Annotated in this window: 15 protein-coding genes and 1 pseudogene; 14 read left to right on the top strand and 2 right to left on the bottom strand. The window is 68.2% G+C overall.

Annotation, left to right across the window (positions count from 1 at the left end; all coding sequences use genetic code 11):
• Nucleotides 1-18 precede the first annotated feature (18 nt).
• The 6 genes and pseudogenes from CBP34_RS02360 to CBP34_RS02335 all read left to right on the top strand — a co-directional run bounded on the left by CBP34_RS02360 (nt 19) and on the right by CBP34_RS02335 (nt 5,678).
• Nucleotides 19-390, top strand: a complete 372-nt coding sequence (locus CBP34_RS02360; RefSeq protein ID WP_024813076.1) for a dihydroneopterin aldolase — start codon at nt 19-21, stop codon at nt 388-390.
• A gap of 14 nt (nt 391-404) precedes the next feature.
• Nucleotides 405-1,348 (top strand): annotated as a pseudogene (ttcA, locus tag CBP34_RS02355) (tRNA 2-thiocytidine(32) synthetase TtcA).
• Between the two features lie 43 nt (nt 1,349-1,391).
• The gene (locus tag CBP34_RS02350) at nt 1,392-1,979 is read left to right on the top strand and encodes a DUF4136 domain-containing protein (RefSeq protein ID WP_094097186.1); all 588 of its coding nucleotides are present in this window, start codon (nt 1,392-1,394) and stop codon (nt 1,977-1,979) included.
• 19 nt (nt 1,980-1,998) lie between these two features.
• Complete coding sequence (locus CBP34_RS02345) at nt 1,999-2,637, top strand: histidine phosphatase family protein (protein WP_094097185.1); 639 nt, start codon at nt 1,999-2,001, stop codon at nt 2,635-2,637.
• Complete coding sequence (locus tag CBP34_RS02340) at nt 2,621-3,808, top strand: DSD1 family PLP-dependent enzyme (protein WP_094097184.1); 1,188 nt, start codon at nt 2,621-2,623, stop codon at nt 3,806-3,808. Before CBP34_RS02345 ends, CBP34_RS02340 begins: the two co-directional genes overlap by 17 nt.
• A gap of 37 nt (nt 3,809-3,845) precedes the next feature.
• Complete coding sequence (locus CBP34_RS02335; protein WP_094097183.1) at nt 3,846-5,678, top strand: lysoplasmalogenase family protein; 1,833 nt, start codon at nt 3,846-3,848, stop codon at nt 5,676-5,678.
• Between the two features lie 11 nt (nt 5,679-5,689).
• Here CBP34_RS02335 and cobA read toward each other — a convergent pair whose 3' ends face one another.
• Entirely contained in the window at nt 5,690-6,595 is a 906-nt protein-coding gene (gene cobA / locus CBP34_RS02330) for a uroporphyrinogen-III C-methyltransferase (RefSeq protein WP_094097182.1), read from the bottom strand.
• 120 nt (nt 6,596-6,715) lie between these two features.
• On the opposite strand from cobA, the gene CBP34_RS02325 reads away from it, so the two are divergent.
• The 8 genes from CBP34_RS02325 to CBP34_RS02295 are packed head-to-tail and all read left to right on the top strand — an operon-like array spanning nt 6,716 to nt 13,293.
• Nucleotides 6,716-7,108, top strand: coding sequence for a c-type cytochrome (locus CBP34_RS02325; protein ID WP_094097181.1), 393 nt, complete (start codon nt 6,716-6,718; stop codon nt 7,106-7,108).
• 52 nt (nt 7,109-7,160) lie between these two features.
• A complete protein-coding gene (locus tag CBP34_RS02320) occupies nt 7,161-8,312 on the top strand; it encodes a cytochrome D1 domain-containing protein (RefSeq protein ID WP_167372742.1) in 1,152 nt (383 codons plus the stop codon).
• Nucleotides 8,313-8,864: an Lrp/AsnC family transcriptional regulator gene (locus CBP34_RS19900; RefSeq protein ID WP_236748491.1), complete on the top strand. Its 552-nt coding sequence runs from the start codon at nt 8,313-8,315 to the stop codon at nt 8,862-8,864. It abuts the gene before it with no gap.
• A complete protein-coding gene (gene ahbB, locus CBP34_RS19895; protein WP_236748490.1) occupies nt 8,810-9,343 on the top strand; it encodes a siroheme decarboxylase subunit beta in 534 nt (177 codons plus the stop codon). The genes CBP34_RS19900 and ahbB overlap by 55 nt, the downstream gene beginning before the upstream one ends.
• Nucleotides 9,327-9,797, top strand: coding sequence for an Lrp/AsnC family transcriptional regulator (locus CBP34_RS02310; protein WP_094097180.1), 471 nt, complete (start codon nt 9,327-9,329; stop codon nt 9,795-9,797). Before ahbB ends, CBP34_RS02310 begins: the two co-directional genes overlap by 17 nt.
• On the top strand, nt 9,787-10,359 hold the full coding sequence (locus CBP34_RS02305; RefSeq protein ID WP_094097179.1) for an AsnC family transcriptional regulator: 573 nt from the start codon (nt 9,787-9,789) through the stop codon (nt 10,357-10,359). The genes CBP34_RS02310 and CBP34_RS02305 overlap by 11 nt, the downstream gene beginning before the upstream one ends.
• 2 nt (nt 10,360-10,361) lie before the next feature.
• Nucleotides 10,362-11,633, top strand: coding sequence for a heme d1 biosynthesis radical SAM protein NirJ (nirJ, locus tag CBP34_RS02300; RefSeq protein WP_094097178.1), 1,272 nt, complete (start codon nt 10,362-10,364; stop codon nt 11,631-11,633).
• Nucleotides 11,626-13,293 carry a nitrite reductase gene (locus CBP34_RS02295; RefSeq protein ID WP_157896414.1) on the top strand — a complete coding sequence of 556 codons (1,668 nt, stop codon included), beginning with the start codon at nt 11,626-11,628 and terminating at the stop codon, nt 13,291-13,293. Before nirJ ends, CBP34_RS02295 begins: the two co-directional genes overlap by 8 nt.
• A 114-nt stretch (nt 13,294-13,407) precedes the next feature.
• Here CBP34_RS02295 and CBP34_RS02290 read toward each other — a convergent pair whose 3' ends face one another.
• The gene (locus tag CBP34_RS02290; protein WP_094099024.1) at nt 13,408-14,181 is read right to left on the bottom strand and encodes an ABC transporter ATP-binding protein; all 774 of its coding nucleotides are present in this window, start codon (nt 14,179-14,181) and stop codon (nt 13,408-13,410) included.
• Nucleotides 14,182-14,185 lie beyond the last annotated feature (4 nt).

Here is a 14,185-nt window from a genome sequence, read left to right as displayed (position 1 = left end):
ATGCTCACGCCCAACACCATGAACCAAGCCTCCGGTCTCCAGACCCTGACCCTCACCGGGCTGCGCTTTGATGCCAACCTGGGCATCCTTGCGCACGAAAAAAACGCGCCCCAGCCCATCCAGGTCGATGCCGAGCTGAGCCTGGGCGCGCAGCCGCTGGCGCCGCACGACGACGACATCGAGCATGTGCTCGACTACCGCAAGGTGCGCCAGATCATCATCGACGAGTGCACGGCCGAGCATGTGAACCTTTTGGAGAGCCTGATCGGCAAGCTGGCGCAGCGGCTCATGCAGCTGCCCGGTGTGCGCGGTGTGCGCGTGAAAATTGCCAAGCTCGAAATTTTTGACGACTGCGAAGTGGCCATTCGCATGGAAACAGGACAGTGGTGAACGCGATGAATGCAATGGACAGCAGCGCCTGGACGGGCGAAGAAGCAGTGGCCGTGGAGGCGCCGCCGCGCGCACCTGCCGACTTCAAGATCGAGCGCGAGACCCACAAGCTCGAAAAGCGCCTGTGCCGCGAAGTGGGCAAGGCCATCGTGCAGTACAACATGATCGAAGAGGGCGACAAGGTCATGGTCTGCATGTCGGGCGGCAAGGACAGCTATGCGCTGCTGGACATCCTGCTCAAGCTCAAGGCCCGCGCACCCATTCATTTCGATCTGATCGCGGTCAACCTCGACCAGAAGCAGCCGGGTTTCCCGAGCATGTGCTGCCCGATTACCTGAAAACCACGGGCTTGCCGTTCCACATCGAGAACGAGGACACCTACAGCATCGTCAAGCGCCTGATCCCCGAGGGCAAGACCACCTGCAGCCTGTGCAGCCGCCTGCGCCGGGGCATTTTGTACCGCGTGGCCGACGAGTTGGGTGCGACAAAAATTGCGCTCGGCCACCACCGCGACGACATCCTCCAGACACTGCTGCTCAACATGTTCTTTGGCGGCAAGCTCAAGAGCATGCCCCCGAAGCTGGTGAGCGACGACGGCCGCCATGTGGTGATCCGACCGCTGGCCTTTGTGGCCGAGAAGGACACGGCCCGCTGGGCGCAGCACCGCAACTTTCCCATCATTCCGTGCAACCTGTGCGGCAGCCAGGAGAACCTGCAGCGCAAGCAGGTGGGCGAGATGCTGCGCGAGTGGGAGAAAAAATACCCCGGCCGCGTGGAAAACATGTTCAACGCGCTGCAAAACGTGGTGCCCAGCCACCTGCTCGACGGCGCGCTGTACGATTTCAAGGGTGCACGGGCGACCGGCGTGGCCGATGACAACGGCGACAAGGCCTTTGACACCGAGGAGTTCCCTGCGCCCTCTGCGCTGCCCGGCGTTCAGGTAGTGCGCATCCAGTAAGGGCCGGGGCACCGCTGCCGGCGCTTTTTTTGAAGGAGCTGCCATGACTGCCATGCGATGGATCACTTTGCCCCTGCTGTGCGCGGCACTGTGGCTGACCGGCTGCGCCAGCACCCGCCTGGTGGACAGCGATGTGCAATCGTTCTCCCAGCTCGCCGGAGCGCCCGCGCGGCCCACTTACGATTTCGAGCGCCTGCCGTCGCAGCAAGCCCTGGGCGCCCAGCAGTCTGCCGTGGAAGCACAAGCCCGGCAGGCGCTGGCCAAGGTGGGCCTGCGCCAGGACAGCGCGGCGCCGTTCTACCGCGTGCAGGCCCATGCCCGGATTGACCTGCAGGCTTATCCGGACTATTGGGATGGCCCCGGATGGGGCTGGGGTGGCTGGGGCGGTGGCCGCGGCTTTTATGGCGGCCTGTCGATGCGTTTTCCGCCCCCCACGCTGTACCGGCGTGAAGTCGGCCTGATCCTGCGCGAGGCGGCCAGCGGCACCGTGGTGTACGAAACCCGCGCCGTGCACGAGGGCGTGTGGTCCGACAATCCGGCCGTGTTTGCCGCCATGTTCGACGCGGCGCTGAACGGCTTTCCCGCCCCGCCCACCGGGCCGCGCCGCATCGTCCTGGAAATACCGCGCTGAGGCGCTCTGCCCTTCCCCCATGAATGCCACCCGCATCATTGCCGTACGCCACGGCGAAACCGCCTGGAACGTGGACACCCGCATCCAGGGGCATCTCGACATTCCGCTCAACGACACCGGTCTGTGGCAGGCCCGGCAGCTGGCGCGCGCGCTGGCCGACGAGCCTGTTGCCGCCATCTACACCAGCGATCTGCAGCGCGCCCGGGCCACGGCCCAGGCCGTGGCAGACGCCACGGGCGCGCCGCTCACCCCCGAGCCCGCTCTGCGCGAACGCAGCTTTGGCCACTTTCAGGGCCGCACCTTTGCACAGATCGAGGCCGAGCTGCCCGAAGACGCCCTGCGCTGGCGCAAGCGCGACCCGCACTACGCGCCCGAGGGCGGCGAATCGCTGACCTTGCTGCGCGAGCGCATCGCCGCCACCGTGCACCGACTGGCTGCGCGCCACCCCGGCGAGCTGGTGGTGCTGGTGGCGCACGGCGGCGTGCTTGATGTGCTGTACCGCCTGGCCACCGGCCAGGAGATCCAGGCGCCACGCACCTGGCTGCTGGCCAACGCGGCCATCAACCGCCTGCTGTGGACGCCGCAGGGCCTGAGCCTAGTGGGCTGGGCCGACACCCAGCACCTGGACAACGCCGCCCGCGATGAAACCACTGCCTGATCTGCCTGATCTCCTTGGTGCGCTGCAGGCCAGCATTGGCCAGCGTGTGGACCGGATCGACACGCCTTCGCTGGTGGTGGACCTGGACGCCATGGAGCGCAACATCCAGCGCATGGCCGACTTTGCCCGCAAGCACGGGGTGCGCTGGCGCCCCCACGCCAAGATGCACAAGAGCGCCGAAATCGCGCTGCTGCTGCAGCGCGCCGGAGCCACCGGCGCCTGCGTGCAAAAGGTGGCCGAGGCCGAAGCGCTCGCCACTGGCGGGGTGAGCGACATTTACATCAGCAACGAGGTGGTGGCCGCCACCAAACTGATGCGGGTAGCGCGCCTGGCGGCGCAGCTGGCAGCACGCGGCGGGCGCCTGGCCATCGCGGTGGACAGCGCGGAAGGCATCGAGCGCCTTGCAGAGGCCATGGCTTTGGCCGGCAGCACGCACGGCATCGACGTATTCGTGGAAATCGACGTGGGCCAGGGCCGTTGCGGCGTGCCGCCCGGCGCGCCGGCGGTGGCGCTGGCGCTGGCCGTGGCCCGCCATGCGCGGCTGCGCTTTGCCGGCCTGCAGGCCTACCACGGCCGCGCCCAGCATCTGACCGGCGCGGCCGAGCGACGCGAAGCCATCGCCGCCGCAGTGCGCGCGGCAGAACACACCCGCGCGCTGATCGCGCAAGCGGGCCTGCCCGTGCCGCTGGTCACCGGATCGGGCACCGGCACGCTGGTGCACGAAGCGGCCAGCGGCGTGTATGGCGAGCTGCAGGCGGGCTCGTTCCTGTTCATGGATGCCGACTACGCCCGCAACGAGCGCGAGCCCGCCCAGCCCGCGTTCGAGCAGGCGCTGTTCGTCAAGACCCAAGTCATCTCGGTGAGCGACAGCCATGCCGTGTGTGACGCGGGCCACAAAAGCCACGCCATCGACTCGGGCCTGCCCACCGTGGCCCTGCTGCCGCCCGAGCGCGCGCTGCGCTATGCCAACGGCGGCGACGAGCATGGCGTGCTTTATGCCGACGGCCCCAAGGCCCGCCTGCCCGCGCTGGGCCGCATGCTGTGGCTGGTGCCGGGGCACTGCGACCCCACGGTGAACCTGCACGATTTCCTGATCGGCGTGCGCGGCGGGCTGGCCATGGGCGTGGTGGAACGCATCATCAGGGTTGATGCCAGAGGCGCGCTGACCTGATTGGGGCAAGAATCGGTGGACATTTTGGTGTCCTCCCATGAGCCCCAGCCAGATCATTGTTCTTGCCACCCCGGTCTTTCTCGTACTGATCGCCATCGAGCTGGCCGTCGGCATCCGGCGCCAGCGCAACACCTACCGGCTGACCGATGCGGTCAGCAGCATCAGCCTGGGGATGCTGAGCCAGACCAGCGCCGTGTTCACGCGGCTGCTGCGCATCGGCATCTACACCGCGCTTTTCGAGCAGGTGGCTGTGTGGCGCAACGATGCGTTCTGGACCAGCCTGCCCGGCTGGCTGCTGGCGCTGGTGTTCTACGACTTTTGCTACTACTGGCTGCACCGCATGGGGCACGAGTCGGCCGTGCTGTGGGCCGCGCACGCGGTGCACCACCAGAGCCAGGACTACAACCTCAGCACCGCGCTGCGCCAGACCAGTTCGGGCGCGCTGCTGGGCTGGATTTTTTATGTGCCCATGGCGCTGGCGGGTGTGCCGCCGCTGGTTTTTGGCGTGGTGGCCCTCATCGACCTGCTCTACCAGTTCTGGGTGCATACCGAGCAGGTGGGGCGCCTTGGCTGGTTCGACCGCTGGTTCTGCAGCCCCAGCAACCACCGCGTGCACCATGCCGTGAACGACGCCTACCTGGACAAGAACTATGGCGGCATCCTCATCGTGTGGGACCGGATCTTCGGCAGCTTCAAGGACGAGGATGACAAGGAGAAGTGCGTGTATGGCACACGCGGCCTGCTCAACAGCTGGGACCCGCTGTGGGCCAATGCCCAGGTGTATGCCGGGCTGGCGCACGACAGCTGGCACACCCGGCGCTGGGGCGACAAGCTGCGCGTGTGGCTCAAGCCTCCGGGCTGGCGGCCGGCCGATGTGGCCGCGCGCTTTCCCAAGCCTGCCTTCGACATCGCTCAGATGCCGCGCTACAACCCCGCCATGGCGCCTGCCACGCGCTGGTTCGCCTGCGTGCAGTTTGCGCTGCTGCTGGCAGGCGTGTCGGTGTTTCTGTGGCACGCCGACAGCGCCCCGCTGGCCCACAACGTGGCCTGGTTCGCGATGCTGCTGGCCGTGCAATGGGCCCTGGGCGCGGTGGTGCAGGGGCGCATCGGCATGCTGCTGGCCCTGATGATCGAGGCGGGCGCCCTGGCCACCGCCACCAGCGCCGTGGGGCTGCTGCAGTGGCATGGGCTCTTCAAACCACTGGCCCTCGTGATTGCTATTGTAATAGTAGCTATCAGCGCTTTCTCCATAAGCACCGGAGGCCGATTTGATGCAAAATCGTGGGCCGCGATGCTGCTGGCGCTGGTGCTGTCGTTGGCCGGTGATGTGTTTCTGATGCTGAACGGCCTCTTCATTCCCGGCCTGGTGAGCTTTCTGGGCGCGCACCTGGCCTACATCGCCGCGTTCCGCCGGGGCATGCCGTGGTTTGCGCACCGCGGCGCACTGTTGGCCACGCTGGCCGTGGGCGCCGCGATGTACGCCTTTTTGTGGGCCGGCGGCCTGCCCGCGGCACTGCGCGGCCCGGTGGCGGCCTATGTGCTGGTGATCGCCCTCATGGTGGCCCAGGCCCTGGGGCGTGCGCGGGTGCAGGGCAACAGCGCGGCGCGCATGGTGGCAGCGGGTGCGTGCTTTTTCATGCTGAGCGATTCACTGCTGGCCACCAACCGCTTTGTGCAGGCCCTCCCCATGGCGACGTTCTGGGTGCTATCGACCTACTACGCCGCGCAGGTGCTGATCGTCTGGGGCTGGCTGCGTGGGCAATCACAGGAACCGGCCGCTGCAAGCTCACGGGTGGCCGCACCGCAGTCCGCACCGGCACCCCCCGTGCCTGCCGAAAATCACCGAACCGCGCAACCCCACCCGGGCTGAGCCCCGGCGTGTCAGGCGGCGCAGGCCAGTGCCTGGGTGGGCGCCGCGTCGGAGGCTGCGGGGAGCGCGGTGAACACCCCGGCGGGCGACCCGATGCGCGCCTGCAGCGACACGGTGTCGCCAATCATGATCAGTGCGGGCGGATGCACGCCGTGGGCCACGCTCAGCTCCGGCAGGGTTTGCAGCGTGCCCACGATGCTGCGCTGCCCGGGCAGGGTGGCGCGCTCGATCATGGCAGCCGGCGTGCTGGCCGGCAGGCCATGCGCAATGAGCTGGGCGCAGATGGTGGGCAAGGTGCCTACGCCCATGTAGATCACCACCGTCTGGTGGGGCCGCGCCAGCGCCGCCCAGTCGAGTGCCACGGTGCGCTCGCCTTCCTCGCCCTGCAGGTGACCAGTGGCAAACACCAGCATGGCGGCGTGGTCGCGGTGCGTGAGGGGGATGCCCGCAGCCGCTGCGGCGCCCTGGGCCGCGCTGATGCCGGGCACGGTGTCGCAGGCAATGCCCGCGGCGGCCAGGGCCTCGGCCTCTTCGCCGCCGCGCCCGAAGATGTAGGGGTCGCCGCCCTTCAAGCGCACCAGCGACCGGCCGCTCTGGGCCAGCCGCACCATGAGTTCAATGATGCCTTCCTGCGGCAGCGTGTGGTTGCGGCTTTGCTTGCCCACGTAAATCCGTTCGGCGCCGGGGGCCACATGCCGCAGCACGTCGTCGGACACGAGGTGGTCATACAGCACCAGTTCGGCGCTGGCCAGCACACGGGCCGCCTTGAGCGTGAGCAACTCGGCATCGCCGGGCCCGGCGCCCACCAGGGTCACGCGACCCCAGCCGGAAGAAGGCGCCCGCCGGTGGAGTGCACTGTCGGAAGGGGCGGCAGCATTGCTGCCTTGGGGCAGCGAAGAGGGGCAAGCGGTATCCATCGGGGCTCCCATCGGAAACGGGGTACGGTTGGCAGACAAGCGCCCATTGTCAAAACGCTGGCGCCCACCGTCCTTGACGCACATCAATGACGGTGGTGTCAAATCCAGCGACATTGGGCCATGCACGCCACGCACGCGCCCCCGTTGCCCAGCCTTTCGCCGGTGGGCGTTCTGCCCCGTCTCGGCATGTGGCTGGCGCTGCTGGTCGGCGCCGCCGGGCTCCATGCCCAAACGGCCCCTCCCACAGCACAACGCCAGCAGGAGTTGGTGCGCATGGTGCGCCAGGACTGCGGCTCGTGCCACGGCCTGCACCTGACCGGCGGCCTGGGCCCGGCCCTTACACGCGAAGCGCTGGCCGACAAGCCGCTTGAGTCCATGGTCGCTACCATCTACGGCGGCCGCCCGGGCACGCCCATGGCGCCCTGGAAGGCCATGCTCAGCGAAGCCGATGCCCTGTGGATTGCCCAGCAACTGTTTGCCGGGTTCCCTGAATCCGTGAAAGAACGTCCATGAAACGCCGCCACTGCCTGACCCTTCTGGGCGCCACCTCGCTGCTGCTGGGCGGCTGCACCAGCCTCGCGGGGTCACCCGGCGCCCCGCAGCCTGGCCGCTGCGCGGCACCGGCGACCTGGGCGTGGTGGTGGCGCGCGCCACCGGCACGCTGGCCATCGTCAACACCAGCGAACGCGCCGTGCTGGCGCAAGTTACCGGCCTGGGCGACCTGTCGCACGCCTCGGTGGTTTTTTCGCGTGACGGCCGCTACGCCTATGTTTTCGGCCGCGACGGCGCGATCACCAAGGTGGATCTGCTGACCCAGCGCATCGACGCCCGCGTGATGCAGGCCGGCAATTCGATTGGCGGCGCCATTAGCGCCGACGGCACGATGGTGGTGGCGCAAAACTACACGCCCGGTGGCATCAAGGTGTTTGACGCCGCCACGCTGGCGTTGCTGGCCGACATACCGGCCGAATACGAGAGCGGCAAGCGCTCGCGCGTGGTCGGCCTGGTCGATCTGCCGGGCCGGCGCTTCGCCTACAGCCTGTTTGACGCCAACGCCATCTGGATCACCGACCTGTCCAACCCGACGCGCCCCGTCACCACCAAGCTGCCCCACATCGGCAAACAGCCCTACGACGCGCTGGTCACGCCCAACGGCCGCCACTACATCGCCGGCCTGTTTGGCGAAGACGGCCTGGCCATGGTGGACCTGTGGGAAGAGCCGCCCCGCGTGCGCCGCATCCTCGGCGGCTACGGCCGGGGCCAGGAGCCGCTGCCGGTCTACAAGATGCCGCACCTGCGCGGCTGGGCCGTGGCCGGGCGCCGCGCCTACCTGCCCGCCATCGGCCGCCACGAGGTGCTGGTGGTGGACACCGACACCTGGCAGGAAGTGGGCCGCATCCCGGTGGCCGGCCAACCCGTGTTCGTGATGGCCCGCCCCGACGGCCGCCAGGTGTGGGTGAACTTTGCCGTGCCCGACTACCACCGCGTGCAGGTCATCGACACCACCACACAGCAGATCGTGCGCACGCTGGAGCCTGGCAAGGCCGTGCTGCACATGGAATTCACGCCGCGCGGCGAGTCGGTCTGGATCAGCGCGCGCGACGACCACCGCGTCAGCGTGATCGACACCCAGACTTTCGCCACCCAGGCCACGCTGGCCATCGACTCGCCCAGCGGCATCTTCTTCACCGCCCGCGCCGCGCGGCTGGGGTTCTAGATGGCCCCCGACGCCGACTTGCGCCTGGCGCTGCTCAACCCCTGGCAGCGCGGCTTTCCGCTGGTGCGCGAGCCGTTTGCACACATCGCGAACACGCTGGGCCTGTCGGCCGACGAGGTGCTGGCAGGCTACGCCCGGCTGCAGAGCGAAGGCGCGCTGAGTCGCATCGGCGGCGTGTTCGCAGGCAATGCCGGCGGCGCCGCCCTGCTGGCCGCCATGGCCGTGCCGCCCGAGCGGCTGGACGGCGTGGCCGCCGTCATCTCCAGCCACCCCGGCGTGAACCACAACTACCAGCGCGAGCACACCAATAACCTCTGGTTCGTGATGACGGGGCACAACGATGACGCTGTGCACAGCGCCATGCAGTCGCTGCAGGAGGCCACCGGATTGCGCGCACTGCAGCTGCGCATGCAGCGCGCCTACCGCATCGACCTGGGCTTTGACCTGCGCAGCAGCACTGCCCAGAGGCCAATGACCGCCACCCCCGACGCGGCCCCGTGGCCGAGTCCGACCGGCCGCTGGCAGCCCTGCTCGAAGACGGCCTGCCACTGACCCCGCGCCCGTTCGACGACTGGGCGCACGCGTTGGGCCGCACGCCCGAATCGGTGCTGCACACGCTGCAGCAGTGGCTGGACCAGGGCACGCTGCGGCGCATCGGCGCCATCGTGCGCCACCATGAGCTGGGCTTTGACGCCAACGCCATGACCGTTTTCAACATTCCCGACGCGCAGGTCGATGCCTGTGGCGAAGCACTGGCGCGCGTGGCCGGCGTGACGCTGGCCTACCGGCGCGAGCGCGCCGAGGGCTGGCCCTACAACCTGTACTGCATGGTGCATGGCCGCGACCGCGCCGCCGTGCTGGACGTGATCGCGCGTGCCATCGCCGACGTAGGCATGGCGCAATACCCGCACGAAGTGCTGTTCTCATGCCGGCGCTTCAAGCAGACCGGCCCCCGGCGCTTTCGCGCCCTGCCTGAAGCCGCTGCCGCCAGCGCCGCGGCACCGGAGGTGTTCGATGCTGTCGCCGGATGACGCCCGCCTGCTGGAGCGCCTGCACGGCGATCTGCCGCTGACCGAGCGGCCGTTTGCCGACGTAGCCTTTGAATTCGGCTGGACCGAGGACTACGTGATCGGGCGGCTCTCGGCCCTGCTGGAGAGCGGCATGCTCACGCGCTTCGGCCCGCTGTTCCAGATCGAGCGGGCGGGCGGGCTGTTCGTGCTCGCCGCCATGGCCGTGCCTGAGGCGCGCTACGCGGCGGTCACGGCCCAGGTCAACGCACTGCCCGAGGTGGCGCACAACTACCGGCGCGATCATGCGCTGAACATGTGGTTCGTGCTCGGCACCGAGACGCCGGCGCAGTGCGCGGCCGCCATTGCGCGCATCGAGGACGAGACCGGCTTGAGCGTGCTGGCCTTCCCGAAGGAGCGCGAGTTCTTCGTCGAGCTCAAGCTCCCCCTGACGATCGGAGAAGCCCATGGCGCTTGACGATTTCGACCGCGCCCTCATGACCGCCACCCAGGGCGGCCTGCCGCTGGTGCCGCGCCCCTACGACGCCGTGGGCGAACGCCTGGGCGTGAGCGGCCAGCAGGTGCGCGAGCGGCTGGCGCAGATGCTCGAAAGCGGCCTGATCCGCCGCATCGGCGCCGTGCCCAACCATTACCGCCTGGGCTTTACCGCCAACGGCATGAGCGTGTGGGACGTGGACGACGCGCTGGTGGATCTGCTGGGCGAGCGCATCGGCCAGCTGCCCGGCGTGAGCCACTGCTACCGCCGCCCGCGCCACCTGCCGAAGGCATCGCCGGGCCGCTCCCAAGATGCCGAGTCCCCCTCGGGGGGAGACGGTGTGCAATGCACACCGACAGGGGGCATCTACTGGCCCTACAACCTGTTCGCCATGCTGCACGGCCGTTCACGCGCCGAGGTGGAGCAGCAGGCCGTGCAGTTGCACGAACTGCTGGGCAGCGCCTGCCGGGGCCACGACATTCTTTATTCCACCGCCATCTTGAAGAAGACCGGCCTGCGTCTTCGGCAAAGCCAAGAAAGCTAACCATGTTCCGCATCAGCCAATACATGCGCGAGCTCGCGCACGCCGAGAAGACCGGCCAGTACCCCGCGGGGGTGCATACCCGCAGACCCGCCGCCCAGGGCAGCGCAGGCGCGCCGGGCCCGGTGGTGATCTGGAACCTGATCCGCCGCTGCAACCTCACCTGCAAGCACTGCTACGCGCTGTCGGCCGACCACGACTACGAGGGCGAGCTGTCCACGCAGGAAGTGTTTGGCGTGATGGACGACCTCAAGGCCTACAAGGTTCCGGTGCTGATCCTCTCGGGCGGCGAGCCGCTGATGCGGCCCGACATCTTCGAGATCGCCGAGCGCGCCAAGGCGATGAAGTTCTATACCGGCCTATCCACCAACGGCACGCTGATCGACGAGGCCATGGCCGACCGCATCGAAGCCATGGGCTTTGACTACGTGGGCATCAGCCTCGACGGTCTGCGCGAAACACACGACCATTTCCGCCGCCTCGACGGTGCGTTCGACCGGAGCCTGGCCGCCGTGCGCTACCTGCACCAGCGCGGCGTGAAGGTGGGCCTGCGCTTCACCATGACGGCGATGAACGCGCACGACTTTCCGGCGCTGCTCGACCTGATGCGCCAGGAGGCCGTGGACAAGTTCTATTTTTCGCACCTGAACTACGCCGGGCGCGGCAACATCCACCGCGGCAAGGACGCCCAGTTCCAGGCCACGCGCGATGCGCTCGACCTGCTGTTCGAGCGCGCCTGGCAGTCGGCACTGGAGGGCCGCGAAGAAGACTACGTGACCGGCAACAACGACACCGACGGCCCCTACCTGCTTCAATGGGTGCGCGCGCGCATGCCGCAGTGGGAGGCAGCGCTGCGCGAGCGGCTCATCGCCTGGGGCGGCAACTCCAGCGGCGTGAACGTGGCCAACATCGACAACCTGGGCACCGTGCACCCCGACACCATGTGGTGGCACCACGACCTGGGCAACGTGCGCCAGCGCCCGTTCTCGGCTATCTGGTCCGACACTTCCGAGCCGCTGATGGCCGGCCTGAAAGCCAAGCCGCGCCCGGTGGGCGGGCGCTGCGCTCAATGCCATTACTTCAGCATCTGCGGCGGCAACACGCGCGTACGCGCCCAGCAGCTCACGGGCGACGCCTGGGCCGAAGACCCCGGCTGCTATCTGCGCGACGACGAGATCGGTCTGGATGCAGGCAGCGATGCGCAGCGCGTGGCGCGGACCCCTTTCGGCAAAGGACGTCGCGTCATCGACATCCATGCGGAGAGCGAACATGCATGACACCCTGCGCCGCTTTGCAACAGGCGCCGCACACCTGGCCTTGGGCGCAGGCCTGCTCTGGATGGGCCACGGCCTGGCCCAGGCGCAGTCGAACAGCGCTGCGGCGCCAGCATCAGCCACCGTGATCGCCGCGCCCGCTGCAGCCAAAAGCACCAGCGATGCCGCCGGGCTTTACCGCGAGCACTGCGCCAGCTGCCACGGCGCGCAGCGCACTGGCGGCATGGGCCCGGCGCTGCTGCCCGAGAGCCTGGAACGCCTGCGCCGCCCCGAGGCACTGCGCGTGATCCAGCAAGGCCGCACGGCCACGCAGATGGCCGGGTTTGCCGGCACCCTGCCCCCCGCCGATATCGCGGCGCTGGCCGAGTGGATCTACCAGCCCGTCAGCCCCGCGCCGGCCTGGAGCGACGCCGATGTGCGCGCATCGCGCGTCGAAACCGCGGGCGCCAAAGACCTGCCGGCCCGCCCCGCCTGGCAGGCCGACCCCATGAACCTGTTCGTGGTGGTGGAGGGCGGCGACCACCATGTCTCGCTGGTCGATGGCGACCGCTTCGAGGTCATTCACCGCTTTGCCAGTCGCTATGCGCTGCACGGCGGCCCCAAGTTCACGCCCGATGGGCGCTATGTGTTCTTTGGCTCGCGCGATGGCTGGATCACGAAATACGACCTGTGGAACCTCACGGTGGTGGCCGAGGTGCGCGCCGGCCTGAACATGCGCAACGTGGCCGTGAGCGGCGACGGTCGCTGGGTCATGGCCGCCAACTACCTGCCACGCACCGTGGTGCTGTTCGACGCCGACCTTCAGCTCGTCAAGCGCTACGACGCCACCACGCTCGACGGCAAGGAAGCCTCGCGCGTGTCGGCGGTGTACGACGCGGCCCCACGCAAGAGCTTTGTGGTGGCGCTCAAGGACATTCCCGAGGTCTGGGAGATTTCCTACGACCCCAAGGCAGCGCCGATTTATGACGGCCTGGTGCACGACTACAAGATGGGCGAAGCGATTGCCAAGCCGGGCTACCAGGGTGTGCGCCGCACGCCGCTCGATGAGCCGCTGGACGACTTCTTTTTCGACCAGAGCTACCGCCATGTGCTGGGCTCGACCCGGCCCAAGACCGGTGCGGCCGACGGCGCCCCGACAGCCCAGGTGGTCAACCTCGATGTGCGGCGCAAGATTGCCGAGCTGCCGATTGCCGGCATGCCGCACCTGGGCTCGGGCATCACCTTCGCGTGGAACGGCACCACGGTGCTGGCCAGCCCCAACCTGAAAGGCGGCGCCATCGACGTGATCGACATGCGCACCTGGCGCACCGTGAAGACCATTCCCACGCCCGGCCCTGGTTTTTTCCTGCGCAGCCACGAAGCCACCCGCTATGCCTGGGCCGACTCCATGATGAGCCCCACGGCCAAGGACACGCTCACCCTCATCGACAAAGCCACGCTGGAACCGGTGGCCACACTGCGCGAACCCGGCCGCACGCTGGCACACACCGAGTTCACCAAGGACGGCCGCTACGCCCTGGTCAGCCTGTGGGAGATGGACGGCGCCATCATCGTGTTTGACGCGCAAACGCTCAAGGAGGTCAAGCGCCTGCCCATGAGCAAGCCCGTGGGCAAATACAACGTGTGGAACAAGATCACGCGCTCGGAAGGCACCTCGCACTGAGGACGTCAGCGATATTTTGGCCAAAAAGGCCTCTAGCGCTTATGCAACAAGCGCCAATAGCTATCAAATAAATAGCATTATCGCATTGCATGGCACACCACTGTGCCGCGGTGCTTACGCCGTCAGCGCGGGCAATGCGCCGGGCGCCGGCTCCACGCCCGCGGTGATCGGCTCGTCGCGCGCAATGCGCCCGTCAATCAGCTCCACCAGCCGGTCGCAGCGTGCGGCCAGCCGCGGATCGTGGGTAACCACCACAAAACTCGTGCCGCGCTCGGCATGGATGCGACGCAGCAGCGCAAACACGTCGGCCGACGAAGCGGTATCGAGGTTGCCCGTGGGTTCGTCGGCCAGCACCAGCGGCGGGTCCATGACCAGCGCGCGAGCAATGGCCACGCGCTGCTGCATGCCGCCCGACAGCTCGCCCGGCCGCTTGTCGATGGCGGCGGCAAGGCCCACGGCGTCCAGCAGGCTGCGCGCCCGCTCGCGCTGCACGGCACTGACGCGGCCTTCGGCCATAAGGGCGGGCAGCGTCACGTTCTCCAATGCCGAGAACGCCGGCAGGAGGTGGTGGAACTGGAAGACGAACCCCAGCGTGCGGCGCCGGCGCAGGGTCAGCGCGGCATCATCGAGGCCCTGCACCGCTTCGCCGTCGAGCCGGTAGCTGCCCGACGTCATGCGCTCCAGCAGGCCCAGGATGTTGAGCAGCGTGCTCTTGCCGGAGCCCGAGGGGCCCATCAGCGCAATGAACTCGCCTCGGCGCACCTGCAGGCTGATGCCATGCAGCACCTCGGCCTCGCTCGGGCGGCCCAGGTTGTAGCTTTTGCGCACGGCATCGAGCGCGATCAGCTCGCGAGCCGGTTCGGAGGTGCTGGCAGCAGTGGCGTTCAAAACC

Origin of the sequence: Acidovorax carolinensis, from assembly GCF_002157145.1 — a bacterium.
Lineage (GTDB): Bacteria > Pseudomonadota > Gammaproteobacteria > Burkholderiales > Burkholderiaceae_C > Acidovorax > Acidovorax carolinensis.
Note: the sequence above shows the minus strand (reverse complement) of the source record. Positions and strands in the feature narration are given on the sequence as shown.

Coding starts and splice junctions, on each gene's coding strand:
- CBP34_RS02335 (WP_094097183.1), top strand. CDS start 3,846: ATGAGCCCCAGCCAGATCATTGTTCTTGCCACCCCGGTCTTTCTCGTA.
- CBP34_RS02310 (WP_094097180.1), top strand. CDS start 9,327: ATGCTGTCGCCGGATGACGCCCGCCTGCTGGAGCGCCTGCACGGCGAT.
- CBP34_RS02360 (WP_024813076.1), top strand. CDS start 19: ATGAACCAAGCCTCCGGTCTCCAGACCCTGACCCTCACCGGGCTGCGC.
- CBP34_RS19900 (WP_236748491.1), top strand. CDS start 8,313: ATGGCCCCCGACGCCGACTTGCGCCTGGCGCTGCTCAACCCCTGGCAG.
- CBP34_RS02325 (WP_094097181.1), top strand. CDS start 6,716: ATGCACGCCACGCACGCGCCCCCGTTGCCCAGCCTTTCGCCGGTGGGC.
- nirJ (WP_094097178.1), top strand. CDS start 10,362: ATGTTCCGCATCAGCCAATACATGCGCGAGCTCGCGCACGCCGAGAAG.
- CBP34_RS02305 (WP_094097179.1), top strand. CDS start 9,787: ATGGCGCTTGACGATTTCGACCGCGCCCTCATGACCGCCACCCAGGGC.
- CBP34_RS02340 (WP_094097184.1), top strand. CDS start 2,621: ATGAAACCACTGCCTGATCTGCCTGATCTCCTTGGTGCGCTGCAGGCC.
- CBP34_RS02295 (WP_157896414.1), top strand. CDS start 11,626: ATGCATGACACCCTGCGCCGCTTTGCAACAGGCGCCGCACACCTGGCC.
- CBP34_RS02350 (WP_094097186.1), top strand. CDS start 1,392: ATGACTGCCATGCGATGGATCACTTTGCCCCTGCTGTGCGCGGCACTG.
- cobA (WP_094097182.1), bottom strand. CDS start 6,595: ATGGATACCGCTTGCCCCTCTTCGCTGCCCCAAGGCAGCAATGCTGCC.
- CBP34_RS02345 (WP_094097185.1), top strand. CDS start 1,999: ATGAATGCCACCCGCATCATTGCCGTACGCCACGGCGAAACCGCCTGG.